The 26,748-nt window shown below is 42.7% G+C and carries 23 protein-coding genes, 1 rRNA gene and 4 pseudogenes; 19 read left to right on the forward strand and 9 right to left on the reverse strand.

What is annotated here, in order from left to right; genetic code table 11:
- Positions 1-4 precede the first annotated feature (4 nt).
- The 4 genes from mrdB (at position 5) to ybeD (ending at position 3,835) form a co-directional block, all read left to right on the forward strand.
- Complete coding sequence (gene mrdB / locus PXH59_RS09170; protein ID WP_285811405.1) at positions 5-1,117, forward strand: peptidoglycan glycosyltransferase MrdB; 1,113 nt, start codon at positions 5-7, stop codon at positions 1,115-1,117.
- 12 nt (positions 1,118-1,129) lie between these two features.
- Positions 1,130-2,077 carry an endolytic peptidoglycan transglycosylase RlpA gene (gene rlpA / locus PXH59_RS09175; protein ID WP_285811407.1) on the forward strand — a complete coding sequence of 316 codons (948 nt, stop codon included), beginning with the start codon at positions 1,130-1,132 and terminating at the stop codon, positions 2,075-2,077.
- 176 nt (positions 2,078-2,253) lie between these two features.
- Positions 2,254-3,462: a D-alanyl-D-alanine carboxypeptidase DacA gene (gene dacA, locus PXH59_RS09180; RefSeq protein ID WP_285811409.1), complete on the forward strand. Its 1,209-nt coding sequence runs from the start codon at positions 2,254-2,256 to the stop codon at positions 3,460-3,462.
- Positions 3,463-3,571: 109 nt separating this feature from the next.
- Entirely contained in the window at positions 3,572-3,835 is a 264-nt protein-coding gene (ybeD, locus tag PXH59_RS09185; RefSeq protein ID WP_047769148.1) for a DUF493 family protein YbeD, read from the forward strand.
- Positions 3,836-4,033: 198 nt separating this feature from the next.
- On the opposite strand, the gene PXH59_RS09190 is transcribed toward ybeD, so the two are convergent.
- The gene (locus tag PXH59_RS09190) at positions 4,034-5,494 is read right to left on the reverse strand and encodes a TrkH family potassium uptake protein (protein ID WP_285811410.1); all 1,461 of its coding nucleotides are present in this window, start codon (positions 5,492-5,494) and stop codon (positions 4,034-4,036) included.
- Between the two features lie 171 nt (positions 5,495-5,665).
- Between PXH59_RS09190 and lipB the strand changes: the two genes are divergently transcribed.
- The 3 genes from lipB to crcB all read left to right on the forward strand — a co-directional run bounded on the left by lipB (position 5,666) and on the right by crcB (position 7,787).
- Positions 5,666-6,313, forward strand: a complete 648-nt coding sequence (lipB, locus tag PXH59_RS09195; RefSeq protein ID WP_369813305.1) for a lipoyl(octanoyl) transferase LipB — start codon at positions 5,666-5,668, stop codon at positions 6,311-6,313.
- 118 nt (positions 6,314-6,431) lie between these two features.
- Complete coding sequence (lipA, locus tag PXH59_RS09200) at positions 6,432-7,397, forward strand: lipoyl synthase (protein ID WP_047769191.1); 966 nt, start codon at positions 6,432-6,434, stop codon at positions 7,395-7,397.
- A 15-nt stretch (positions 7,398-7,412) separates the two neighbouring features.
- The gene (crcB, locus tag PXH59_RS09205) at positions 7,413-7,787 is read left to right on the forward strand and encodes a fluoride efflux transporter CrcB (protein WP_047769144.1); all 375 of its coding nucleotides are present in this window, start codon (positions 7,413-7,415) and stop codon (positions 7,785-7,787) included.
- 80 nt (positions 7,788-7,867) lie between these two features.
- Here the strand turns inward: crcB and cspE are convergent, their stop codons facing one another.
- Together cspE and PXH59_RS09215 are read right to left on the reverse strand one after the other, a co-directional pair.
- Positions 7,868-8,077: a transcription antiterminator/RNA stability regulator CspE gene (gene cspE, locus PXH59_RS09210; RefSeq protein WP_047769142.1), complete on the reverse strand. Its 210-nt coding sequence runs from the start codon at positions 8,075-8,077 to the stop codon at positions 7,868-7,870.
- Between the two features lie 189 nt (positions 8,078-8,266).
- Positions 8,267-8,752, reverse strand: coding sequence for a methylated-DNA--[protein]-cysteine S-methyltransferase (locus PXH59_RS09215; RefSeq protein ID WP_285811412.1), 486 nt, complete (start codon positions 8,750-8,752; stop codon positions 8,267-8,269).
- A 1,488-nt stretch (positions 8,753-10,240) separates the two neighbouring features.
- Between PXH59_RS09215 and proV the strand changes: the two genes are divergently transcribed.
- From proV to proX, 3 genes are read left to right on the forward strand one after another with little or no spacing between them, the layout of a single operon-like run.
- A complete protein-coding gene (proV, locus tag PXH59_RS09220; protein ID WP_047769135.1) occupies positions 10,241-11,443 on the forward strand; it encodes a glycine betaine/L-proline ABC transporter ATP-binding protein ProV in 1,203 nt (400 codons plus the stop codon).
- Positions 11,433-12,611, forward strand: coding sequence for a glycine betaine/L-proline ABC transporter permease ProW (gene proW, locus PXH59_RS09225; RefSeq protein ID WP_083446786.1), 1,179 nt, complete (start codon positions 11,433-11,435; stop codon positions 12,609-12,611). The genes proV and proW overlap by 11 nt, the downstream gene beginning before the upstream one ends.
- Positions 12,604-13,614 carry a glycine betaine/L-proline ABC transporter substrate-binding protein ProX gene (gene proX / locus PXH59_RS09230; protein ID WP_285811708.1) on the forward strand — a complete coding sequence of 337 codons (1,011 nt, stop codon included), beginning with the start codon at positions 12,604-12,606 and terminating at the stop codon, positions 13,612-13,614. Before proW ends, proX begins: the two co-directional genes overlap by 8 nt.
- A 142-nt stretch (positions 13,615-13,756) precedes the next feature.
- On the opposite strand, the gene PXH59_RS09235 is transcribed toward proX, so the two are convergent.
- The gene (locus tag PXH59_RS09235; protein ID WP_285811865.1) at positions 13,757-13,954 is read right to left on the reverse strand and encodes a hypothetical protein; all 198 of its coding nucleotides are present in this window, start codon (positions 13,952-13,954) and stop codon (positions 13,757-13,759) included.
- Between PXH59_RS09235 and PXH59_RS09240 the strand changes: the two are divergent.
- The 5 genes and pseudogenes from PXH59_RS09240 to emrB all read left to right on the forward strand — a co-directional run bounded on the left by PXH59_RS09240 (position 13,866) and on the right by emrB (position 18,649).
- Positions 13,866-14,598, forward strand: a pseudogene (locus PXH59_RS09240) (AzlC family ABC transporter permease). The gene PXH59_RS09235 and the pseudogene PXH59_RS09240 overlap by 89 nt on opposite strands.
- A 41-nt stretch (positions 14,599-14,639) precedes the next feature.
- Positions 14,640-14,975, forward strand: a complete 336-nt coding sequence (gene ygaH / locus PXH59_RS09245) for an L-valine transporter subunit YgaH (RefSeq protein ID WP_047769133.1) — start codon at positions 14,640-14,642, stop codon at positions 14,973-14,975.
- A 129-nt stretch (positions 14,976-15,104) separates the two neighbouring features.
- Positions 15,105-15,620, forward strand: coding sequence for a transcriptional repressor MprA (mprA, locus tag PXH59_RS09250; protein ID WP_047769131.1), 516 nt, complete (start codon positions 15,105-15,107; stop codon positions 15,618-15,620).
- A gap of 242 nt (positions 15,621-15,862) precedes the next feature.
- Complete coding sequence (gene emrA, locus PXH59_RS09255) at positions 15,863-17,098, forward strand: multidrug efflux MFS transporter periplasmic adaptor subunit EmrA (RefSeq protein WP_285811415.1); 1,236 nt, start codon at positions 15,863-15,865, stop codon at positions 17,096-17,098.
- A gap of 9 nt (positions 17,099-17,107) precedes the next feature.
- The gene (gene emrB, locus PXH59_RS09260) at positions 17,108-18,649 is read left to right on the forward strand and encodes a multidrug efflux MFS transporter permease subunit EmrB (protein ID WP_285811416.1); all 1,542 of its coding nucleotides are present in this window, start codon (positions 17,108-17,110) and stop codon (positions 18,647-18,649) included.
- A gap of 249 nt (positions 18,650-18,898) precedes the next feature.
- Here emrB and PXH59_RS09265 read toward each other — a convergent pair whose 3' ends face one another.
- From PXH59_RS09265 to PXH59_RS09275, 4 genes and pseudogenes are all read right to left on the reverse strand, one after another.
- Complete coding sequence (locus PXH59_RS09265; protein WP_434223357.1) at positions 18,899-19,381, reverse strand: IucA/IucC family C-terminal-domain containing protein; 483 nt, start codon at positions 19,379-19,381, stop codon at positions 18,899-18,901.
- Positions 19,335-19,433 (reverse strand): annotated as a pseudogene (locus PXH59_RS20085) (IS1 family transposase); the annotation flags it as partial. The pseudogene PXH59_RS20085 and the gene PXH59_RS09265, both read right to left, overlap by 47 nt.
- Before the next feature lie 5 nt (positions 19,434-19,438).
- A pseudogene (locus PXH59_RS09270) lies at positions 19,439-19,528 on the reverse strand (IS1 family transposase); the annotation flags it as partial.
- Positions 19,529-19,824: 296 nt separating this feature from the next.
- The gene (locus tag PXH59_RS09275; RefSeq protein ID WP_047771406.1) at positions 19,825-20,865 is read right to left on the reverse strand and encodes a tRNA/rRNA methyltransferase; all 1,041 of its coding nucleotides are present in this window, start codon (positions 20,863-20,865) and stop codon (positions 19,825-19,827) included.
- A gap of 134 nt (positions 20,866-20,999) precedes the next feature.
- Here PXH59_RS09275 and PXH59_RS09280 point away from each other — a divergent pair.
- The 4 genes and pseudogenes from PXH59_RS09280 (at position 21,000) to PXH59_RS09295 (ending at position 26,486) form a co-directional block, all read left to right on the forward strand.
- A pseudogene (locus PXH59_RS09280) lies at positions 21,000-21,672 on the forward strand (tRNA-uridine aminocarboxypropyltransferase).
- Between the two features lie 126 nt (positions 21,673-21,798).
- Positions 21,799-24,441, forward strand: a complete 2,643-nt coding sequence (locus PXH59_RS09285) for a bifunctional acetate--CoA ligase family protein/GNAT family N-acetyltransferase (RefSeq protein ID WP_285811418.1) — start codon at positions 21,799-21,801, stop codon at positions 24,439-24,441.
- Between the two features lie 204 nt (positions 24,442-24,645).
- On the forward strand, positions 24,646-26,004 hold the full coding sequence (gene pssA, locus PXH59_RS09290) for a CDP-diacylglycerol--serine O-phosphatidyltransferase (protein ID WP_285811420.1): 1,359 nt from the start codon (positions 24,646-24,648) through the stop codon (positions 26,002-26,004).
- A gap of 122 nt (positions 26,005-26,126) precedes the next feature.
- Positions 26,127-26,486 carry a YfiM family lipoprotein gene (locus PXH59_RS09295; protein WP_285811422.1) on the forward strand — a complete coding sequence of 120 codons (360 nt, stop codon included), beginning with the start codon at positions 26,127-26,129 and terminating at the stop codon, positions 26,484-26,486.
- A gap of 86 nt (positions 26,487-26,572) precedes the next feature.
- Here the strand turns inward: PXH59_RS09295 and rrf are convergent.
- A 5S ribosomal RNA gene (rrf, locus tag PXH59_RS09300) occupies positions 26,573-26,688 on the reverse strand.
- Between the last annotated feature and the right edge of the window lie 60 nt (positions 26,689-26,748).

The following is a 26,748-nucleotide window of genomic DNA, read 5'->3' on the forward strand; positions in this document are numbered from 1 at the left end:
CATCATGACAGATTCACCAAACAAGGTTCCTTTCTGGACCCGATTACATATCGATATTCCATTACTGCTATGCGTTCTGGCATTACTGGTCTACAGCCTTTTCATTATGTGGAGTGCCAGTGGGCAAGACATAGATATGATGGAGCGAAAAATAGGGCAGGTCATCATGGGTCTCATCGTGATGATCGCTTTAGCTCAGGTTCCTCCACGCATGTACGAAAACTGGGCACCTTATCTCTATATTGTCTGTGTCATTCTGCTCATCTTCGTTGATGTTTTTGGGCAGATTAGTAAGGGGGCGCAGCGTTGGCTGGATCTAGGTATTGTACGTTTCCAACCGTCAGAAATTGCCAAAATCGCCGTACCTTTGATGGTAGCTCGCTTTATGAATCGAGATCTCTGTCCACCTTCACTGAAAAATACGGGCATTGCACTGGTTTTGACCTTTGTCCCGACTCTACTGGTAGCAGCACAACCCGATTTAGGCACCTCTATTTTGATTGCTGCCTCTGGGATATTCATCCTATTTCTGGCAGGAATGAATTGGAAACTCATTGGCATTGCTGTTTTGCTGCTTGCCTGTTTCATCCCAATATTGTGGTTCTTCCTGATGCATGATTACCAACGCGCCCGCGTTATGATGCTATTGGATCCAGAAAGTGATCCATTGGGCAAAGGTTACCATATCATTCAGTCCAAAATTGCTATTGGCTCAGGGGGAATATTTGGAAAAGGCTGGTTACAAGGCACTCAATCGCAGTTGGAATTCCTGCCAGAGCGACATACCGATTTTATTTTCGCCGTTCTGTCTGAAGAGTTGGGGTTGATTGGCGTTCTGGTTTTGCTGGTGCTTTACTTACTGGTCATTATACGTGGTTTGTTTATTGCAACCAAAGCGCAGAATACTTTCGGCCGGGTCATGGTCGGAGGATTAATACTGATTTTCTTTGTCTATGTTTTTGTCAATATCGGCATGGTAAGCGGTATCCTGCCGGTAGTCGGTGTTCCCCTGCCGTTGATCAGTTATGGGGGATCAGCATTAATTGTCCTAATGGCGGGGTTCGGCATTATCATGTCGATACATACGCATCGTAAATTATTGTCCAAAAGCTTATGAGGAAGAAGTTTCATGCGTCAACAGTGGCTTATACTTAGCATCGTAGCTGTACTGATATCAGGCTGTAACATGACCGGTCACGATCGGACATCTTCCCTTCCGCCGATTCCAACGCGTGATGTTTTGGGGGCGGAGCCTCAATATGAGCCTTACCATCCAAGTGCCAACCAGGATTATCAGCGGGATGGGCAAACCTATCACATAGTGCAAGACCCGGCTCACTTTACCCAGACAGGCTATGCCAGTTGGTTCGGTGATGAATCCAATGGAAAACTGACAGCAATTGGTGAACGAGCGAGTCCCTATGCTTTAGCGGCAGCGCACCCGACACTGCCTATTCCAGGTTATGTTCGTGTCACCAACTTAAGCAATGGACGCATGATGATTGTTAGGGTCAATGATCGAGGCCCTTACAATAAGCCGGGGAAAATAATCGAATTATCTCATGCAGTAGCGGAGCGACTCAATTTGATGCCACAAAGCAAAGTGAAATTGGATGGTATTCTCGTTTCACCTGATGGCTCACTTTCCGGTTTGGGAACAAAAGGATCGACGATTGTTAAACAGAGCTTTGCATTACCTGAAAGACCTAATCTGAGTTCCCAATCATCAACGCCTTCTGCTATAGCAGCTCATTCGGCTGACGAAAATACCGTAACACAACCACCGACTGAGCAAAGTTTGGCTGAAAATACAACTAGCCAACCTGCGACGACATCCCCTGCACCTGAATCAACAAGCGGTTACATGGTGCAAGTGGGCGCAATCAGCGCTGAACAAAAAGCCAAAGAATGGCAACAGTTATTGAGCCAGCGCTTTAACGTTCAAGGGCGTATTTTCCAATTTGGTAACGTCTATCGCGTCCAGCTGGGACCATTCAATAACCGCCAGCAGGCTATGGAATTACAAAAGAAACTGACAGATCAGATGCAGCAATCCTCGTTTATTGTTGCTCCCTGATTCAGGCAACACCATCACGATAACGCGATAAATAGCATCACCGCCTGCTGATATTTTCCTGTCAGCAGGCAGATAAAATCGGCTGCAACCAGTTTTGTTTAATGTCAGCTTTTTTTCCATTTGTTATTATGTCACTTATTATCAATCCTTCTCTCACGGATGTTATCTAATCAATCATGAAATACATCGTTACTTCCCGTTTTATTAAAAGAGCCACGTTAGGCATTGCTCTGGCTGCCAGCGTTTCCGCATCTGCCTACGCGGATGATAATTTCAAAACCATGATCCCGGGTGTACCAGAACTGGATTCAGAAGCCTATATTCTGATTGATTACAATTCAGGAAAGGTATTAGCCGAAAAGCATGCAGATATCCGCCGCGATCCCGCCAGTCTGACCAAAATGATGACCAGTTACGTCATTGGTCAGGCCATTAAATCAGGAAAAATCAAACCGGAAGATATCGTTACTGTCGGTAAAGATGCCTGGGCAACGGGTAATCCGGTATTTAAAGGCTCATCCCTGATGTTTTTAAAGCCCGGTGACCAGGTTTCTGTCGCTATGCTTTCACGCGGTATCAACTTGCAATCTGGCAACGATGCCTGCGTTGCGATGGCGGACTATGTGGCAGGCAGCCAGGATGCATTCGTCAGTTTGATGAATCAATATGTGCAAAATTTGGGGCTGAAAAATACCCATTTTCAAACCGTTCATGGCCTGGATGCTCCCGGTCAATATAGCTCTGCTCATGATATGGCATTGATTGGTCAGGCCCTAATCCGTGATGTACCGGATGAATACGCTATCTACAAAGAAAAAGATTTTACTTACAACAACATTCGCCAGCCTAATCGTAATGGCTTGTTATGGGATAAGAGCCTGAATGTTGACGGTATTAAAACGGGCCATACCAACGGGGCGGGATATAATCTTGTTGCTTCTGCTACCGAAGGCAATATGCGCTTGATTTCTGCGGTGATGGGCAGCCCAACCTTCAAGGGACGTGAAACCGACAGCAAAAAATTATTGACGTGGGGTTTTCGTTTCTTCGAGACGGTTTCACCATTACAAGTCGGTAAAGAATTTGCGTCAGAGCCTATTTGGTTTGGTGATACTGACAAAGTCCAGCTGGGCGTTGACAAAAATGTTTACCTGACTATCCCCCGTGGCCGTTTGAAAGACCTGAAAGCCAGCTATGTACTGAACGATACCGAACTGCACGCGCCGCTCGCTAAAAATCAGATTGTTGGAACTATCAACTTCCAGCTTGACGGAAAAACCATTGAACAACGTCCATTAGTCGTAATGCAGGAAGTCAAAGAAGGTGGCTTTTTCAGCCGCATGATCGACTATATCCGACTGATGTTCCACCACTGGTTCGGTTGATCTCTTGAAAGCCAGATATTGAGCCTATATTAATGACATACCGTTAGAAAATTATCACGCCACGGCAAATCAACCACGATGCCGTGGCAAATATATTTTAGGAGTGCCCATGAAAACGAAATTAAATGAACTGCTTGAGTTCCCTTGTTCATTCACCTACAAAGTGATGGGTTTGGCTCAACCTGAGCTGGTGGATCAAGTTATTGAAGTCGTTCAACGCCATGCACCGGGCGATTATTCTCCGGTCGTGAAACCCAGCAGCAAAGGCAATTATCATTCCGTATCCATTACCATCAATGCGACACATATTGAGCAAGTTGAAACGCTGTATGAAGAGTTGGGTCAGTTGGAGTTGGTTCGCGTTGTGCTCTAATGGTACAACCACAATTCACTGAAATACGATCTATTAAAATACGATCTATTAAAACACGATCTATTAAAACACAATGCGCTGATTTACACGTCAGCGCATTGTCAGTAAAAACATTTAGTCAGACTCAGGAATGCTTATCTCGTAGAGATTTAGCCCAATACGCCATAAAATTAATTGATGTTCTATCTGACATTATGTTCAAAAACGCCAAAACGTTTTTGAACATAAAATCAATATTGGGTAAATTTCCAATCTTCCCAACAACATTGCTGCACACATCATCCATTTCGCTGTAGGATTAAGATCACCGAAGCCTTGCACTGTCGCGCCATATCCTATCCCCATGTTATTAATACAAGCAGCAACGGTGGCAAATGATGTCACTAAATCATAACCGAGCAAGTTCAACGCCCAGATAAAAAAACAGCTAAAAAAGATATAAAGAAAAAAGAATCCCCAGACAGAACGCAGTACCCTTTCCTGAACCACAGATTTGCCAATTTTGATCGTAGAGATGGCATTGGGATGAATGAGCTGGTTAACCTCACTAACACTCTGTTTTGCCAGGATCATAAAACGGAGGGCTTTAATACCGCCGCATGTTGACCCCACGCAGCCACCAAAAAAACTCACTGCCAGCAATAGCAATATCGTATGGGGAGGCCATTGAGCATAATCTGCGGTCGCCAAACCATTATCCGTCATCATGGAACTGGTCATGAAAAAGCCGTGAACAAAGGCTTCTGTCACGCCATACATGCCTGAGCGGTATAATTCTAACCAGATAATGCCAACGATCACTGCCAATACCAGTAAGAAAAATTGCAGTTCGGCATTTTTTAGCAGCGGTTTTAAGCTCCTGCGCGTCAGAGCAACAAAATAGAGCGTAAAGTTGACGGCTGACAGAACCGAAAAAATGCCGCCCACCATTTCAATGGCTGCACTGTCGTAATAACCAAGACTTTCATTGCGGGTGGAAAATCCGCCCAAAGACACCGTTGAAATCCCATGACAGACAGCATCAAACCACGACATTCCTGCGGCCCAAAAACTGACTGAACAGAGTCCGCCCAACAACAGATACACTACCCACAAACTCTTGGCACCGTCCGCAAGCCGTGGCGTCAACCGTTCTTCTTTGAAAGGGCCGGGCATTTCTGATTGATAGAGTTTGGCACCACCAATCCCCAGTAAAGGCAAGATAGCAACGGCAAGGACGATGACGCCCAAACCACCAATAAAATTGAGTTGAGCGCGATAATAGAGCACGGACTTGGGCAGGGCTGAGACATCATTCAATACCGTGGCTCCGGTAGTCGTAATGCCAGATATCCCTTCAAACATTGCATCCACCAGATTAATGTTTAAACTTTTATCAAGCACAAAAGGCAAGGCACTGAGCAATGAGAACAACAACCAGAAAAGTACAATGATAAGAAATCCATCTTGCGTACTGGGCTGTGCTTTGATTTTACGGGTAAAGTACCAGCCTATTCCACCTGTAACCAAGCCAATGACAAATGTCTCAAAAAAAGCAAAAACACTTTTTTCTTTATAAAACAGAGCCACAAAAGTAGGCAGCAACATTGAGAGGCTGTAAAGGAGCACCAGAAAACTACAAAGATGCCCAACAATCAGGAATTGGTTTTTTTTGACCATCTGCTAGCCCAAACAGGAGATTAAAGGGGAAATCATCAAAATATATAACCATGATAATATAAAATAAAAATATATTCGTCTAATGAACAATATTATTGCATTAAGGCACTCTCAAACTGGTGGGAATCAACTTACAGCGTTATACTGGCGGGCACTTTTTGTTAATGAATGATGAAATCTCCATTGCAACATAACACCGTTATTTTACGTCAGTTAGGTATTCAGCCCTACGAACCGGTTTCTGATGCTATGCACCAGTTCACCGAGCAACGTACAGCGGAAACAGCTGATGAAATTTGGCTTGTCCAGCACGAAAAAGTATTTACGCAAGGTCAGGCCGGTAAAGCTGAACATCTACTCGCACCGGGTGATATCCCTGTCGTCCAGTCAGACAGGGGGGGGCAGATTACTTATCATGGTCCCGGACAGCAGGTCATGTATGTTTTGATTGACTTGAAACGGTCAAAAATTGGGGTGCGTCAATTGGTCACCTCAATCGAAAATACCGTAATCGAAACACTGGCGCATTTTGGCGTGGGATCTTATGCACGCCCAGATGCCCCCGGCGTTTATGTCGCAGGTAACAAAATATGTTCCCTTGGGTTGCGTATCCGAAAAGGATGCTCTTTCCACGGTCTGGCACTGAATATTGCAATGGACTTACAACCCTTTTTACGCATAAATCCCTGTGGTTATACAGGCATGCAAATGATCCAACTCAGTGACTTCGTCACCGGCGTGACCATTGAAGATGTACAACCCATTCTGGTGGAAAAATTCTGTCAGATCTTGGGATTCCAACTTATCAACGAAAGATGATATAATTTTTTAACATTTTTCAAAAAAATTTGAATGGATTTATTTGCCTCGATATTTTTTCATCACCATCAGGCAGATAAGTCAAAATCTGAAGAATATAACTGGAAGCAGCATGATTATGAGTAAACCAATTCAGATGGAACGTGGTGTCAAATACCGCGACGCAGACAAGATGGCTTTGATCCCTGTGAAAACAATTGCCACAGAACGTGAAGCACTCTTGCGTAAACCTGAGTGGATGAAAATCAAACTTCCTGCGGATTCCAGCCGCATTCAGGGTATCAAAGCGGCAATGCGCAAAAATGGGTTGCATTCTGTCTGTGAAGAAGCCTCCTGCCCTAACCTTGCTGAGTGTTTTAACCACGGAACCGCCACTTTTATGATCCTTGGCGCCATCTGTACTCGTCGCTGTCCATTCTGTGACGTCGCTCATGGCCGCCCAAATGCACCTGATGCCAATGAACCTCTCAAGCTTGCGCAGACTATCCAGGATATGGGGCTGCGTTATGTCGTTATTACATCGGTTGACCGTGACGATCTGCGTGACGGTGGTGCACAACATTTTGCTGACTGTATCACGGCTATTCGTGAAAAAAACCCATCAATTAAGATTGAAACGTTAGTGCCAGATTTCCGCGGTCGTATGGATCGAGCGCTGGAAATTCTGACCGCAACTCCCCCTGATGTGTTTAACCATAATTTGGAAAATGTGCCACGGGTTTATCGTCAGGTTCGTCCCGGTGCTAACTACGCCTGGTCATTGAAACTACTGGAAAAATTCAAAGAAGCACATCCAGATATTCCGACCAAATCAGGCTTAATGGTGGGATTAGGCGAAACCAACGAAGAAATTTTGGAGGTCATGCGCGATTTACGTAGCCACGGTGTCACCATGTTGACTTTGGGGCAATATTTACAACCAAGCCGCCATCACCTGCCAGTGCAGCGTTATGTCAGCCCCGCCGAATTCGATGAAATGAAAGAAGCTGCGTTAGAAATGGGCTTTACCCATGCTGCCTGTGGTCCGTTTGTTCGTTCTTCATACCATGCTGACTTGCAGGCCAAGGGCGTAGAAATCAAATAATCGGTTGCCACCATCATGATGAATATTTTATTTGCTGTATTTATTGGTGGTGGCCTGGGTAGTGTCCTACGCTGGCTCATCAGCCTCCGCCTGAACAGTCCTGCTTCCCCAATTGCCGTTGGTACACTGACGGCTAATTGTGTTGGTGCCTTTATCATTGGATTGGGTTTGGCCTATTTTAACAAAGCCACACATCTCGATTCGGTTTGGAAGTTCATGCTAACGACAGGGTTTTGCGGTGGGCTAACGACCTTTTCCACCTTTTCTGCCGAAGTGGTTTATCTATTGCAAGCAGGAAGAATAGGTTGGGCACTGTTTAGCATTTTGGTGAACGTGATAAGTTCATTGTTGATGACAGTATTCGCTTTTGCAGTGATGAACAAACTGTAAGGGTCTTATAACTGTCTAAAAAACAATAAGGCAAAAAAAACCCGTTATCAAAACGGGTTTTCAGAATACGGGATCCGAAGTTAGATTGCGACAACGTTTGCAGCAGATGGACCTTTCGCACCCTCAGTAATTTCAAACTCTACTTTTTGGCCTTCAGCCAGAGTTTTGAATCCGCTAGACTGAATGGCGGAAAAGTGTACAAAAACATCTTTACTACCATCTTCTGGAGTGATAAAACCAAACCCTTTGGATTCGTTAAACCACTTAACGTTACCTTTAATTTTTGACATTAAAACTTACCTTTAATAAAAAAGACACGAACTCTGTGTCACGTACAGTACAGCAAATAATATAGTCCACTGTCTGCAACATAGATCACGAAACCTATAACCGAATGTAAAAAAACACACTTTTTGTTTAATTACATTGATTGATTTTATACGCCAATGGTGATTTCACAAATAAATTAGCGTTTTATTTTAATTCTGTTTACTTTTCACCTTTCTATTCTTTTCATGATCAAGTAGCCACCTTTTGATATCCAACCCACCGGTATAGCCAACCAATTTACCATCATGTCCAATCACCCGATGACAAGGCACAATTAATGAAATAGGGTTGCGTGAATTCGCCATACCGACCGCACGACAATAATTTACCGATCCCAATGTGAGTGCCAATTGTTTATAACTCCACATTTCGCCACAAGGAATTTTACAAAGTTGCTGCCAAACACGCTGTTGGAATTCCGTTCCCTGCATACTTAAAGGAACAGTAAACGTTAGTCGTTTCCCTTTAAAATATTCTTGCAACTCTTTCGCGCACTGCTTGGTTATCACACTCTTCGATTCTAATTCTTTCTTTTCGTTGACGAAATAAATACTGGTTACTCCTTCATCGTCCGCAGTGATATGTACATAAGGCTTGGGAAATCCTTCTGGAGTATTCAGGTAATGATGATACATAAACTACCTCCATTTAATTTATTATTGAAAATTTCTGTACTAGCCTAAATCTCTCATTCATCAATTTGCAATGATGAATTCGGTTACACATCTGACAATTTGATAAAGAAACCATCGCGCCCTCTGACAATTAAAATTATGGCTCTGCCAATAAGTTATAATACTTTATTTTTAATGTTACCTCTTTGAAAAAGATTAAAACACCATATATAGATTAAAAAATTAAGTTAGCAACTACATATAGTATAAATTTCACAATTGAATTATCTCAACATAATACACATATGTTAGTTTTTATTATTATTAAATAATATAGCACCCAGAAATTTTACTAGAGGTGTTATCATTTGTGGCAAACACAGTGGTATATCATCGGTCGATTCCAGGTTAGAAAACGACAATCGGGGCTAATTGCCCTAAAAGAGATACAACACTACACTGCTGCCAATCAACTCAATGGGGCGAACAAGCCAGTTATACCCAAGCATTAACAGCGTTTACTCACAAACTGAGTGAAGATCATCTCCCAGGCAGTCAAACTTCTGCCTCTTTTTTCAACAATGACCATTTTCTATTCTTAGAATGGTGAAATGATGAATCAGGCACAATGGATTTCAATTCGTTATTTCACCCATTATTAGATATTAAATTTCAGATCTATTCACACACTGTTTATGCTCGATAAATTGCAAGTTGCAATCCGCCAGACAACACGAGGCCTTATATTTCCCCCCGCTGCGTGGGGAAATATAATACGCATCCTGAAGTGGGATTGGTATAATATAAAAACCCATTGGAAATTTATCTGTAAAATTTCAAAACATAGAAAATACATAAAATAAATATCGAACACTGAATTTCAATTCCATACCATGTGATTAATTATAAAAAAACAATAATTACAAATAACATATGCTATTGTTATACCGTTATTTATTTCCAAAAAAATCCATTTATACTCGATAAACTTCAAGTTGCAACCCGCCAGACGACGTGAGGCCTTATATTTCCCCGCTGCACGGGAAAATATAACACGCATCCTGAAGTTGGATTGGTATAAAGCCTGCAAAATTGAATCATATTCACTAATCCCACAAATATATTTATGATAAAAATTTAAACCTACCATTTTTTCATAAGCTTTTCTATGGTTAGCACATATGTCACTATACAACTCAAAAGTAAGCATAAAAAACCAAAAAATCATAAAAAACCAATGCAATACAATACAAAAAAATAAATTCATTTATGACAATGACCTTTTTTGTTATCTGAAAAAAAATCATTTACCCAGTTGAATTTCATTAAATTAATACCAAAAAATTCACTTTACCCTTTCAATATTATGTTATGAGAAAACATAACTTTTTATTAACGATATTAAATAAGGGGTTGTCTGTGCATTTTAATATGTTAGGGTATAGATTGGTAAAATAGCACCGGAGTAATTGAACACAATATATCATTCACAACAGGAAATATTATTCCATGACTGTTAAACTTGAAGTTAAGAATCTCTATAAAATATTTGGCAATAATCCGGGACCAGCATTTAAGTTATTAGCGTCTGGTCTCAGTAAAGAACAAATACTTGAAAAAACAGGTCTCACCGTCGGTGTTCAGGATGTCAATCTGGCCATTGAAGAAGGCGAAATATTTGTGATCATGGGATTATCGGGTTCCGGTAAATCCACACTAGTACGTCTTCTCAATCGTCTGATAGAGCCTACCAAAGGCCATGTACTTATCGACGGCGAAGATATTTCTACCATCACAGAAACTCAGCTACGAGACGTTCGTCGCAGCAAAATCAGCATGGTCTTCCAATCATTTGCTCTTATGCCACATTTGAATATTCTGGAGAATACGGCGTTTGGTATGGAGCTTGCAGGCGTCCCCAAAGAAGAGCGTCATCAAAAAGCACTTGAAACGCTGCAACAAGTCAATCTCGAAAACTACGCACTATCATATCCCGATGAACTTTCCGGTGGGATGCAACAACGTATTGGGTTAGCCAGAGCTTTGGCTAACAACCCCGATATTCTGTTAATGGATGAAGCCTTCTCAGCCCTCGATCCTCTCATCCGTGCTGAAATGCAAGATGAGTTACTGCGCCTGCAAGGGGAACATCAACGTACTGTGGTTTTTATTTCCCATGACTTGGATGAAGCAATGCGTATCGGTGATCGCATTGCCATCATGCAGGACGGTATTGTCGTTCAGATCGGCACACCTGATGAGATTATGAATAGCCCCGCGAATGATTATGTCAAAACATTCTTCCGTGGTGTGGATATTGGACATGTCTTCTCAGCCAAAGACATTGCCCGCCGCCGGCCAGAAACGTTGCTTCATGCCGCAACAGGTTTTGGTCCCCGTTCTGCATTGCAAGTGCTGGATAATGAAGACAGAAACTATGGCTATTTAATCGAAAAAAACCAGAAGTTTATTGGTGTAGTATCTGCCCATTCCCTGCAACAGGCACTGACAGAAAAAAAATCCATTGAACATGCCATATTGGAAAAACCAACCGCCGTTTCGGCAGAGATTCCGCTGAATGAATTGATATCCACTGTTGCGCAATCTCCCTGCGCCGTCCCTGTCATAGATGGCAATAGCCGTTATTTAGGTGTCATTTCCAAAGGAATACTGCTACAGGCCTTAGATAAGGAGGCACCCAATGGACAATAAATCTCCACAGACAATCACTGATCCCACCAATAACAGTGATCCCTGGATGGACAGTAGCACCGCTGCTCCTGCATCAAACCACGATTGGCTGAATACGTCTGCAACCCATATTCCGCCAGAACACTTTCATTTCATGTCACCTTTTCAGCATAAGCTAATTCCGTTTGATTCATGGGTGACCAGTATCATCGATTGGGTTGTCGTACATTTCCGGCCTGTTTTTCAAGTCATCCGTATTCCGGTAGATTTTGTCCTCACGGGTTTTGAGCAGTTCCTGACGACATTGCCCCCTCCCATCACCATTTTGTTTTTTGCGTTACTGGCCTGGCAAATTGCAGGGGCAGGAATAGGCGTGATCGCTTTAATTTCACTGATTATGATCGGTGCCATTGGAGCATGGTCAGAAGCGATGATAACCATGGCTCTGGTGCTAACCGCCCTACTGTTCTGCCTTATCATCGGGCTTCCTCTTGGGATCGGGTTGGCCCGCAATGAACGACTCGCCAAAATTGTTCGCCCCTTGCTGGATGCCATGCAAACCACGCCGGCTTTCGTTTATCTCGTTCCCATCGTCATGCTGTTTGGCATAGGTAATGTACCCGGCGTCATCGTCACCATCATTTTTGCGTTACCGCCTATTATTCGCCTGACAATTTTGGGAATAAAACAAGTTCCATCAGATTTAATTGAAGCCGCCAGATCATTTGGGGCCAGCCCGCGGCAGATGTTGTTCAAAGTTCAACTGCCACTGGCAATGCCGACAATTATGGCGGGTGTGAATCAAACGTTGATGTTAGCGCTTTCCATGGTCGTCATTGCTTCCATGATTGCGGTTGGCGGCTTGGGGCTGATGGTATTGCGCGGTATTGGCCGCCTTGATATAGGATTGGCCGCCGTTGGCGGTACAGGCATTGTCATTCTTGCCATTATCCTTGATAGACTGACGCAATCCTTGGGTAAAAGTCAGCGCACCAGAGGGAAATACTGGTATCACTCTGGGCCAATAGGATTACTTTACCTGCTTTTTATCTCAATTCGCTCAAAGAAAAAAACCGTCCATAAAAATCATGCCAGTCAAAATAATACGTCCAAAACGCGACCCACTCTGGCAACAAAAGGAGGAAACAATCATGCGCATAATCACCTTATGCAACGAGATCATGAATAAGAGGATCATTTTGGGAACCTTCCTGATAGCATTCATGGGTCTTTCCTTATCGTCAGCCGCATCTGCAACTGAGCTTCCCGGTAAAGGTATCAGTGTGCAACCGCTACAAAGTACAATCAGCGAAGAAACCTTTCAGACTTTGATTGTCTGCAGCGCATTAGAAAAACTCGGCTATGATGTCAAACCGATCAAGGAAGTTGATTATAACGTCGCTTACACTTCCATTGCTGCAGGTGATGCCACCTTTATGGCTGTCAGTTGGGTACCGCTCCATGACGTCCCATATAAAGCGGCCGGAGGAGATAATATCTTCTATCGCAAGGGAAATTACGTCGTCAATGCGGCTCAAGGGTATCTGATTGATAAAAAAACCGCAGAGAAATATCACATCACCAATATCGCTCAATTAAAAGATCCTAAACTTGCCAAACTATTTGATACGAATGGAGATGGAAAAGCAGATTTGACAGGTTGTAAGCCAGGATGGGGATGTGAAAGCGCAATCAACCATCACTTAACAGCTTATGGATTAGAAAATACCGTGAAACAAAACCAAGGCAATTATGCGGTCATGATGGCTGACACTATCGCCCGCTATCGGGCAGGTAAACCCATCCTTTATTATACCTGGACACCTTACTGGGTGAGTGATGTACTGAAACCTGGAAAAGATGTCATTTGGCTGCAAGTTCCCTTCTCTGCTACCGGCGAGGGAGAACCCCTCAATACCCAGTTGCCTAACGGCCGTAACTATGGTTTTCCCCCCAGTTCCATGCGCATCGTGGCAAACAAAGCGTGGGCAGAAAAGAACCCTGCTGCGGCAAAACTTTTTGCTGTTATGACCTTGCCTATTACTGATATTAGTGCTCAAAATCGTCTTATGCATAGCGCTAAAATTTCAGAAGCTGATATTAAGCGCCAAGCTGAAGACTGGATCAAATCACACCAGAAAACGGTAGACAGTTGGCTAAAAACAGCCAGAAAAGCCGCTAATAAAGCATAAATTAACTTTACCTTCACTACCTTCACTCTGCTCTGCATATGATAGCCGTAAAAATGTTAACAAAAATTTACGGCTACCCAGTGTACACTCTTTCATCACCATCAATCCTTTGGTTCTTAATGACATTATTTAAATAATTTATCTATTTCATATTTTCACTTTCGTCATATTTTGTTAAAGTTATTTCATCTGTTAACAAAAAAACAAAATTCTCTATGCCAATACCTGATAAATCTATACCTGATATACCAATATCGGTTACATCAGAATCTGAGAAACCGCTACCCAGCAAGGCTTCTTCATTTAGAGAAGGTATTTTTGATAGTCTCCCAATCGCCATTGGTTATATTCCCATCTCTTTTGCATTTGGTTTAAGCGCAACTAAACTGGGGTTTACCCCCATAGAAGCCATCTTTTTTTTCATGTGTCATTTATGCTGGTGCCAGCCAGTTTGTCATCACCGCTTTACTAAGCGCAGGAATGTCATTGTGGTTTTCTGCGCTAACCGTAATGGCAATGGATATCCGCCACATTTTGTATGGCCCGGCCTTACGTTATCGCATCAAACAAAAATTATCGGAAAAGAAAACCGTAATTTGGGCTTTTGGCCTGACTGACGAAGTTTTTGCCGCAGCAACAGCCAAATTAATTAAAGACCAACGAAGCTGGAGCGAAAACTGGATGGTTGCCATTGCAATATGTTCCTGGCTCTCTTGGGTGCTGGGTACTGTAGCTGGGGCCATACTGGGTAATGGCTATTTGAACTCTTATCCCGCCATTGAAGCTGCCATGATATTTATGCTTCCGGCCCTATTTTTAAGTTTTTTGTTAGCCTCTTTCAAAAAACAAAATACCTACTGTGTTACCGCTGCTTTATTAGGCGCATTAATAGGGATCACATTCTTTTCAATCCCCATTGCCATTTTTGCAGGGATTACGAGTGGATGTTTAGCTGCACTTTTGCAAACTAAAAATGCATGCTGAATACCTTACCTAATTAATATATTACATACTTAGCTCATTATATGATTGATAATAAAATACTTCTTATCGGACTTATTGTCGGTGTGGCCAATTTTTTATTCCGCTATCTTCCTCTGCGTTTGGGCGTTAACCACTTACCGACAGAAAAAAAGGGGAAAATGAGCATCATACTCGACAGCATTGGTATTGCATCAATTTGTTCACTCCTTATCGTCTCAAGCATTCCTGACGTCATGAAGGAGCACAGCAAACTTTTTCCGACCCTCATTGGCGGCCTAACCATCTGCCTATTTTTCTACAAAACTCGAAGCATCATTATTTCAACACTGTCTGGTGCCGTAGCCTTTGGAATAGCATTCAAGCTATTTATGAATTAGGTATCAATATCAAAAGAAATGTGATGATAATAAATAACTATAATTGCTAAATTTAACTTTTAATATAGTATTTGTATGGTTTTTAACAAAAGTTACTTTACCGGTTGAAACTAATAAGGTATCTAAACAATGGAAAGTTCATTCACTCCCACAGAAGAGTTACTTAATTGCCGTGTAGCGCAGCAAAAAAGTTTACCCTACCAAGAGATATTACTCACCCGCTTATCCATGCATGTCCAAAGCAGGCTTCTGGAAAATCGAAACAACATGCTGAAAGCACAAGGAATCAATGAAACCTTGTTTATGGCTCTGATGATTCTGGATACCAAAGAAAGCCGCAGCATTCAGCCATCAGAACTCAGTGCTGCATTAGGCTCTTCCCGTACAAATGCAACCCGAATTGCAGATGAATTAGAAAAGCAGGGCTGGATAGAGAGAAAGGAGAGCCATAATGATCGTCGTTGTCTCCATCTCCATCTCACAGAAAAAGGTTCAAATTTCTTGAATGGTTTACTTCCACCACAGCATGAATGCCTGGTTAAGCTTTGGTCTATCCTGGATTCAGAGGAGAAAAAACAGTTAGAAAAATTGATGAGAAAGGTTTTGGGGCAATTAGATAATATTGGGGATTGTTTAAGTAAGTAATTGCCTTTCTTCTGGACGGTTTTGAACTAAGAAAACATGTTATAGCAACATTTTCTAAAAAAAACTTTTCTACCAGCCTGTATCATCAGATACTTCGTATGGCTGATTATTATCTTCAGATAATACTTAAATCCATATCGTTCGTCTCTTCCAGTAGTGTAAGCGCACACTACTGGAAACGTGTTTTGTCCTGTCGGGCCACACAATTAATCATAAGTTAAAAACAAATATGGGGACTCTCCATGAGTATTAGTGAGAAAGCATCACTTCCGTCTAGCGAAAAAACGCTATCCTCAAGCGAAAAACACTCTTCTGCAAAGGTGAAAACAAAAAATAGAACTAAAAAACAGAAACGCCGCCATATCATTACGTTATTGACGTTATTTTTCCTTCTGCTTGGGGCTGGCTATAGCGTTTACTGGTTTCTCACTTTACGTTACTACCAAGAAACCGAGAATGCCTATGTTACAGGTAATCAAATACAAGTCATGTCGCAAATTGCAGGCAGTGTCGTGACTGTTAATTTTGACAATACTGATTTTGTGAAAAGTGGTCAGCCCCTTGTCCAACTCGATCCCCGTGACGCTGAATTGGCTCTGGAAAGAGCCAAAAATGAATTAGCCAATACTGTCCGAATCACTCATCAACACATGATCGACAGTAAAAGATATCAGGCCATCATTGAGCTGAAAAAAATTGCTCTCAGAAAAACCCAAAGTGATCTCAATCGAAGGGAAATATTGGGAACTCAGAATCTGATTGGTAAAGAAGAGTTGCAACATATGCGCGAAACGGTCTCTGCTGCCCAAGCTGATTTGGATGTCGCAATAGCTCAATATAAAAGCAATCAAGCCATTATTCTGGATACTCCGCTGGAAAAACAGCCAGCTATCGAAAAAGCGGCCTCCGGTGTTCGTGATGCCTGGCTCGCCTTGCAGAGAACCAATATTGTCAGCCCTGTTGATGGTTATGTCGCCCGCCGTAGCGTTCAGGTAGGTTCCCGTATCAATACAGGGACACCATTGATGGCGATTGTACCTGTCAACAATATGTGGATTGAGGCCAATTTCAAAGAAACCCAACTGGCAAACATGCGAATTGGACAGCCCGCTACAATCGTCAGCGATTTCTATGGTGACGATGTTGTCTATACCGGCAAGGTTGCAGGCATTGATATGGGAACCGGGAGCGCCTTTTCTCTATTGCCCGCGCAAAATGCCAGCGGAAATTGGATTAAAGTTGTACAGCGTTTGCCTGTCCGTATTGCGCTGGCTCCTGAACAGTTAAAACATCATCCTTTGCGCATTGGGTTATCAACAAAAGTCACCGTGGGCACAGCGAACACTGATGGAACTGTACTGGCAACCACCGGCCGTACCCTTCCGGCCTATCAAACCAATGCGTTGACGATAGATATGGCTTCTGCAAACAAAATAGTTACTGACATTATTAATAGTAATTCAGGAAACCAAATTTAAGGGGGCGTCATGGTAACAAGAGAACCGTTTACAGGTGCGAAACTCGCCCTTTTGACAATTATTCTTTCAATGGCGACTTTCATGCTTGTTCTCGACTCTACCATTGCTAACGTCGCCATACCGACGATTGCGGGTAATCTAGGGGCATCAAGCTCGCAGGGAACATGGGTGATTACCTCCTTCGGTGTCGCAAACGCAATATCCATACCTATTACCGGCTGGTTAGCGAAGCGTTTCGGTGAGGTAAAATTGTTCCTCTGGTCTACCGCAATTTTTACTCTTTCATCCTGGCTATGTGGCCTTTCCAACAGCCTCGGTATGTTAATTTTCTTCCGCGTTATGCAAGGGTTGGCCGCAGGCCCTGTACTCCCCCTTTGCCAAAGTTTGTTGTTAAATAACTATCCACCCGCGAAACGTAACATGGCATTAGCGCTATGGTCGATAATGATCGTTGTTGCCCCTATTTGCGGACCTATCCTTGGCGGTTATATCAGTGATAACTACCACTGGGGATGGATCTTTTACATCAATATCCCTCTTGGTATCGCAATTATTTTTATCATCATGCAGCTATTGCGTGGCCGGGAAACGAAAACAGAAATCCGCCCCATTGACGCTACTGGACTGTTCTTGCTGGTGATTGGTATTGGCAGCCTGCAAATTATGCTTGACCAAGGCAAGGAACTTGATTGGTTTAATTCCACCGGGATTATTATCCTTACTATTACTGCTGTTATCGCACTTATTTTGCTGATCATATGGGAACTGACGGATGATCATCCGATAATCGATCTATCCCTGTTTAAGCTACGCAATTTTTCCATTGGTACACTGAGTATTAGTCTCGGCTTTATGATGTACTTCGGTTCGATTGTTTTACTGCCACAGCTATTGCAAGAAGTTTACGGCTATACCGCAACCTGGGCTGGCTTTGCAGCCGCACCGATAGGATTGCTGCCACTGTTATTATCACCTGTCATTGGCAAATTTGGCCATAAGATAGACATGCGCTATATCGTGACATTTAGTTTTATTACTTATGCTATTTGCTTCTATTGGCGGGCATATACCTTTGAACCTGGCATGGGTTTCGCTGCTACTGCATGGCCTCAGTTTGTTCAAGGGCTTGCCATGGCCTGTTTCTTTATGCCGTTGACAACCATTACATTATCAGGACTGGCTCCAGAACAAATGGCCTCAGCTTCCAGCCTGTCAAATTTTACCCGTATATTGTCGGGTTCAATTGGGACATCCCTCACCACCACAATGTGGACACAACGTGAATCTATGCACCACTCGAACCTTACGGAGTACATCAACCCATATAACCCGAATTATCAGCAAATGCATCAGCAATTAGCTCAATTGGGCATGAATGATGAACAAATATCAGCTTATCTGGCAAAACAGATCACTCATCAAGGGTTAATTATCTCTGCCAATGAGATCTTTTGGCTTTCTGCGGGGATATTCCTCGCCTTGACGCTATTGATCTGGCTGGCAAAACCGCCTTTTTCTGCCGGAGGTAAAGATCACGGCGGAGCACATTAAGCTTATGACATTGAATAGGCAGGTTTTAACGGGAGTATTTGCTCCCGTTAGAAAAATATTGCCGATAACAACACCCTGTCGCCATCGCAACGTATTCCTTAACCAATGGCTTATAGTGAACAAGTGGAGCATCATCAATGAGATAAAAAACCCCACTTTTGTCAGCTGTCTCTTAAATTAAGCCTAAAATTCAAAAAGACTTCTCTGTCAGTGAGGTTTAATCATGTGAAAAGAAAAACAATTTCTCAATTACATATTACTTTCAGGCTTGTTAGCAAACCGAGCAATTGGATTAGCTAAATTGTCCCCAAACTTAAAACTCTGGGCGGGATCAGACAAATCAAGCATCTGGCGATTGTTGGCAATTTGCAATCGATTTAAACAACAACGTTTAATTTCTGGGGTAAACAGGTCATAACGTTTAAATTGTTGGCTAAACTCTGGATGCAGGGATTGGTAATCCAAAATACAATCCGCTACCCTGTGCCAAAATTGTTCCTGCACATATCCTGCCTGCTCATCAAGGATTGTCGCCAGATAACGAAATACACCATCGAATACATCGGACAAAATCGTCAATGTTTTCATTTCCTCTGGCATATTAACCTTCACCCGGCTAGCTTTTTCCGGCAACTCCGCATCAGGGTTCATGACTAGGGTCACGTATTCAACCCGTTGAGCCGCCTTAAATAGAGTATTCCCTTTTGATAAAAGTGCCGATAACTTTGTCATGCCTCCCCGGGGATTTTGAGTAACCGAGTGTTTTACGGTTCAACAATTTGATTATGGATAGCGTTGATGCCCTGCATCGCCTTTACCGTGTTTTTTGACGAATTCAGTTTGCTGGCAAAATCGACATTTTATTTCAACCGTCGCCATTTAATCTCTCCGAAAAAAGAGCGATGATACACAATCATCAACGGGTTGAATGCGTGACCCAAATATCTAAATAAATATCTTCACTCTAAAATAATAACAAATGTTTTTATTTATATTTTCTAACATATTTCTATAAGAACTAATAAAAATAGTTTCAATAAATGAAGGGGTATAAGATAAGGCCTTGTCTAACAAACAAGGCCTTATTAAGGATGGGGAAATTAAACTATCTCTTTGTATTTCCAAGCCACTATTCTTCGACAAAATGGCAGCTTGCGATTTATTTCAGGTATAAATTAAACCTTATTCTGGCGCCACCATTCCGCCAGCATAATACCTGTTGCAACAGAAACATTCAGACTTTCTACCCGACCCGTTCCACCAATAGAAAGACGAATGTCACCATCTTCCCAAATGCTGTCACTTAGTCCGTCACTTTCCTGACCCAATACCAAGACTATTTTTTCTGGCAATGTTGCTTGTGCCAGTGTTGTACTACCTTTATGACTTGATGTGGTCACAATTGTATAGCCTTGATTACGGAATTGATTTAGCGTAGCTGTGAATCCATCCGCATCAATGCCTTTGATGTGTTCAGCACCGCCTTCTGCTGTCCGAACAGCTGCACCTGATTCCAACAGCGCTGTATCCTGTAAAATCACACCCTGTACGCCAAAATGCGCACAACTACGCATAATGGCGCCGAGATTATGTGGATTGCCTACGTTTTCCAATGCCAACACACAATCTTTCGCGGGTGCCTGCTGCAAATAGGTTTCCACATCCAAACCATTGCGTTTCTTAATCAGGAAACATACGCCACCGTGGTGCTCTGTACCTGATGCTTTAGATAGCTCTTCGTCGTCAACTACATGGTAAGCTTTGCGATTTGCCGCCATCCACTTCAATGCATCACGAAAACGCGGCGTGACCGATTGAACAAACCAGGCCCGAACAATCGCATCAGGACGGTTCTGGAACATTGCCTGACAAGCATTTTCCCCATAGATACGAGTTTCTTCCAAACGCTGACGACGAAGCTGTTCAGGATCAATGTTGCTTTTGCCGCTAATGCCCTGGTGCTCTGGACTAAGAGATTCACCCTCTGGACGGGAGATAGTCTTCCACGGAGAACTCTCTCCTGAGCGCACTGGGCGTTCACTACCACGACGGCGGTCACCCTGATCACGCCCTTTACCAAACGGACGGTTATCACTCTTACGGCTGTCACTGTTTTTACGACGATCGCCGCCTTTACGGTTATCGTTATTGTCCTCATTATTGCGAACATACATTACTTTGACTTTGCCGTTCTTACCACTATAGGAATCGTTCATTTATTTCTCCAACTGCGTTATGGCGCGAAGATTACCCGATGTACGCGCCCGAAGCTACCTCTGGTAACGACAATCCATTAAAATATCCGCTAATTTTTTACTGATTTTATCCACGAACATGTCTGAGTTCTTAAATGAGAAATAACAACGCCGTTTATCAGCTTCGCCAACGCCGCCTTGCCCGTTCTACCCGCCCTTTTCTGGCAAGAGGATGCCGGGTGCCGCGTTGCCTGCATTGTTTATTACCCCAAAAAAAAATGTCTGTGTGAGATGATTTCACCTGCAAATGCGCAAAGCCGTTTCTGTCTCATCATGTTCGATACTGAGCCGATGAAACCCAGTAATACAGGAAAGTTGATTGCAGATATTCTGCCTGATACATGCGCTTTTCTTTGGTCCAGAACCGAGCCTGACCAACAACTGCTCGACGTCGTGCGTGATCCTACCCGACAACCCTATTTGATCTTCCCAGACAGTTATGCTGCGCCTCCTCGTACGGTGTATCAGAAGATCCCAGCTAACCCAAAACCACCGCTGTTCATTATATTGGATGGCACCTGGCCTGAAGCAAGAAAAATGTTTCGCAAAAGCCCATATTTGAATGATATTCCCCTGTTGTCTATCAATAATATCGCCAAAATGAACTATTTACTTCGGGTGCCCTCCAGAACAGAACAACATTGTACTGCCGAAGTTGCGGCGGCGGCATTAGAATTAGCTGGGGATATTGAAGCGTCACAATCATTATTGAATCATTTTAATCACTTCCGTGAACAATATTTGGCAGGAAAATCTAATCATCTGTAGGAATAACTCACAGTAATGCTTGACAAGCCGCGCTAAAGTCACTGAGGGTGGCTAAAGTTATTCGTGGTAATTGTTTAATCAACAGTGATTGTTTATTGATGTGATAACTGATAAGGAACTCCAGAAATGAGCCAGCGCGGACTTGAAGCATTATTACGCCCTAAATCTATCGCCATTATTGGTGCTTCTGAAAAGCCAGAAAAAGCCAGTTCAGTGTTGATGAGAAATTTGTTAATGGGTGGGTTTACAGGACCTATTCTCCCCGTAACACCACACAAATATGCCGTTCTGGGTGTGTTAGCCTATCCTTCTATCGATAAATTACCATTAACGCCTGACCTTGCTGTGATCTGTACTCATCACAGCCGTAATTTGTCTTTACTAGAGCAACTGGCCCAACACGGATGCAAAACTGTCATTATTTTATCCTCTCCGCCATCACAATTTACTGAATTAAAACAGTGCAGCCAGAAACATCATCTTCGAATTCTGGGACCAAATAGCCTGGGCATTTTAGCCCCCTGGAGTGGGCTAAATGCCAGTTTTTCCCCGATCCCTATCCTTAAAGGTAAATTGGCTTTTATTTCACAATCAGCAGCAATATCCAACACAATTCTGGACTGGGCCAACCATCGTAATATTGGTTTTTCGTATTTTATTGCCTTGGGTGACAGTGTTGATATTGATATTGATGACCTGCTCGATTTTTTAGCAAGAGACAGTAAAACCAGTGCCATTTTGTTACATCTCGAACATATCAGCGATGCCCGCCGTTTTCTTTCTGCTTCCCGAAGCGCTTCACGCAATAAACCGATTCTGGTTGTGAAAAGCAGTCGTACCCGGCAAGTTCAGAAGTTACTGGGAGAACAACAAAATTTTGATGCTGCTTATGACGCAGCCATTCAACGTGCCGGATTACTGCGTGTACAAGATACACATGAAATGTTCTCCGCAGTGGAAACATTGAGTTTTATGCGGCCATTACGCGGAGAACGTTTATTCATCGTCAGTAATGGGGCCGCACCCGCGGCAATGGCACTGGATGAATTATTTAGGAGAACTGGCAAGCTCGCTATATTAGGTGAGGAAACGATCAATGGATTGTCTGGCATACTTCCAGACACGCTGCTTTTACGTAATCCATTGGATATCGGTGATGACTCCTCTACCGAACGATATATTGCTGCACTCAGGTTACTTTTGGATAGTCATGATTATGATGCCTTACTGTTAATCCACTCTCCCAGCGCCATATCCCACAGCCAAACTACAGCGGTTCGGGTTATACAAACCATTAAAGAGCATCCTCGTGGAAAATGGCTCACTATTTTCACTAATTGGTGCGGAGAATATTCTTCATTGGAAGCCCGACGTCTGTTCAGTGAGGCAGGTATCCCAACTTATCGGACGCCAGAAGGTGCCATTACTGCCTTTATGCATATGGTGGAATATCAGCGAAATCAAAAACAACTGAAAGAAACGCCATCCTTACCCATTGGTATTACATCGAATACGGCTCGTGCCCATGAGTGTATACAGAAAGCCCTTGATAATGGGAATGTCCGACTGGATACCCATGAAGTACAACCTATTCTTGATGCTTACGGTTTAAATACTTTACCAACCTGGATCGCTCATACCAGCGATAATGCGGTTAAGATTGCAGAAAAAATTGGCTATCCCGTGGCATTAAAACTCCGCTCCCCTGATATTCCACATAAGTCAGAGGTTCAGGGAGTGATGCTTTATTTACGCAATGCTGATGAAGTTAAAGCCGCAACACAAGCGATTATTGAACGTGTCAAACAAAACTTCCCACACGCCAGGATCCATGGATTATTAGTACAGAGCATGGCTAATCGGGCTGGCACACAAGAACTGAGAATTGCTATTGAGCAAGACGAGATATTTGGTCCCTTAATCATGCTAGGCGAGGGAGATATTGATTGGGTACATGAAACACAGGCGGCTGTCGCTCTTCCTCCCCTTAATATGGCATTGGCCCGATATCTGGTGATTCAGGCAATTAAGGGGGGCAAAATAAAATCTGGCGGTTCACTTTTGCCACTGGATATTCTTGCCCTCAGCCAGTTATTGGTCAGAGTATCGAATCTTCTGATCGATTGTCCTCAAATTACTCGTATGAATATCCATCCACTGCTTGCATCAGGTAATGAGTTCACTCTATTAGATGTGACAATGGAGTTAATGCCGGTAACAGGCGATCCCCGCAATAGACTAGCTATCCGGCCTTATCCTAATGAACTGGAAGAAACTATCTATATCAAAGATAGTTTTGAATGTTTGCTACGACCAATCCTGCCGGAAGATGAGCCTTTGCTGAAAGAATTTATCGGTCAAGTAACAAAGGAAGATCTTTATTATCGCTATTTCAGTGAAATTAACGAATTTACTCATGATGATCTTGCAAACATGACCCAAATTGATTACGACCGTGAAATGGCATTCGTCGCGATCCGCTATCCAGCAACAACACCTGAAATTATTGGTGTCGCTCGTGCTATGGCAGATCCCGATAATATCGAAGCTGAATTTGCGATATTGGTCCGATCAGATCTAAAGGGGATTACGTTAGGCTATCAACTTATGACTAAACTGATTAACTATACAAGAGAACATGGTATTCAGGCACTAACAGCCATCACTATGCCTGAAAACCGTAACATGATCCAACTTGCGAAAAAACTTGGGTTTGCCATTGATATACAGTTAGAAGATGGCGTTGTTAATCTTACATTGACACTCTAGCAAAATATAAATTCAACATACATCTCGTGATGAGTAATAAAAAATGCTCACTCCGTGATAGATCGCACAGTCTTAAAGCAATCAGCTCAAGACCGTTAATTCATACTCACAATAGACCAAACTAATGGTATCATCGCCAGATCATTTTGATTCATACACCTTATGATGGTATTAACGCCATCTAGACTAAGAGAAAAACGCACTGTGATGTTGTCCAAATTTAAACAAGCAAAACACCAACAACACCTTGCACAACTGCCTAAGCTACCACAATCAGTTGCTGATATTGTGACACTTTATGAATCTAAAGTGTTTCGCAGCACCTTATTGGAGCATATAGCAAATGCCCAAAAGCATATTTATATCGCCGCGTTATATTTAGAAAACGATGATGCAGGACAGGATATTTTGACTGCATTATATGTCGCTAAACAAAAACGCCCTGAGTTAGACATAAAAATCCTGGTTGATTGGCATCGTGCTCAACGTGGCCGCATTGGTGTAGAAGCTGCGGCAACAAATGCAGACTGGTACTGCTCCATGGCTGAAAGCTACCCTGATGTCAGCATCTCCATCCTGGGTGTCCCAGTGAATACACGCGAAGCATTGGGAGTTTTACATCTGAAAGGCTTTATCTTTGATGATACGGTTATTTACAGTGGGGCCAGTATTAATGATGTCTATCTGCACCACCATGAAAAATACCGTTACGATCGTTATCATTTGCTGCATAATACAAAACTTGCCCCAGTCATGAAGCAATTTATTGATGATAGTATTATTAGCGCTGAAGCCGTAAAAAATTTGGCCTGCCACAATCGTCCTCGTAGCCTTGAAATTAAAAATTTGATCCGTCAATTTCGTGCTTCATTGAGGAATGCCGAGTATCACGTTGAAAATCAAGCATCCAATGAAGAATTGGCGGTAACCCCCCTTGTGGGATTGGGCAAAAAAAATCTGCTGAACAAAACAATTTGTCATCTCATGTCTTGCACTGAAAACAAGCTGGTTATTTGTACACCTTACTTCAATTTACCCGCAGTATTGGTACGTTCAATATCCCGACTACTCCGCCAAGGAAAGCAAGTTGAGATCATCATTGGAGATAAAACAGCTAATGATTTTTATATTCCACCAGAAGAGCCATTTAAGATCATTGGTGCATTGCCTTATCTGTATGAAATTAACTTACGCCGATTCACTAGTCGGCTGCAAAAGTTTATCGATAGCCAGCAATTAACTATCCGGTTATGGAAGGATCAAGACAATACTTATCACTTAAAAGGGATCTGGGTTGATAATAAATGGCAATTAATTACGGGTAATAATCTTAATCCTCGGGCATGGGGATTGGATCTGGAAAATGCCATTCTTATTCATGATCCTCACCAAGAGATGCAAGAACAACGTGCCATGGAGTTGGATTGTATCCGTACTCATACAAAAATTATCCACAATTATCAGGAGCTGGAAAATATCCAGATCTATCCTGTTAAGGTACGCAAACTGATACGACGCTTGCGCCGTATTCGGGTAGACCGATTAATCAGCAGGATATTGTAGAATACTCAACTAATTAATAAATAATTATCATTTTTTTGAATCCCCTCTCGCTATTGCCTGGGGGGATTTTTGCGCCTTATTTATCAAACAGCTATGATTTAAAAAAATAAATCATGGCGTAAATGACGATGAAAAAAAACATCATCACTCTGATAAGAAATATATTAATAATTTCTCCTATCCTACTAAATACTGCTTGCTCCAATATTCGTCTGGCAAATGACAACTGGACAGGAAAAGATAAAGCGCAACATTTCTTATTTTCTGCAATTGTCGCTGCTGCGGGCAATGCTTATGGTGATCGTCAACATTGGGGACATCGTGAAAGTGCACAATTTGGTGTATTGCTATCCGTTAGTATTGGTGCAGCAAAAGAACTTTATGATAGCCGCCCATCAGGAACAGGCTGGAGTTGGCATGATATTGCTTATGATATAGCTGGAGCGATAGCAGGTTATAGTTTATATCAATCCGTGAAGTGATTTTTAACCTTCTATTTTTATTTTCTAATAGCCTCCAAACGCAGAAAAGCCATCCGGTGACGGATGGCTTTTCTGACTAAATGAATGTCTGGCCGTGTCCTACTCTCACATGGGGAGACCCCACACTACCATCGGCGCTACGGCGTTTCACTGCTGAGTTCGGCATGGGGTCAGGTGGGCCCACCGCGCTATTACCGCCAGACAAATTCTGTCTTCAATCCCGAACAAGCTGCTTTTCATTCTGAAACCCTCTCAAATCCCC

Source organism: Xenorhabdus bakwenae (genome assembly GCF_030272115.1).
In the GTDB taxonomy this organism is placed as follows: Bacteria; Pseudomonadota; Gammaproteobacteria; order Enterobacterales; family Enterobacteriaceae; genus Xenorhabdus; species Xenorhabdus bakwenae.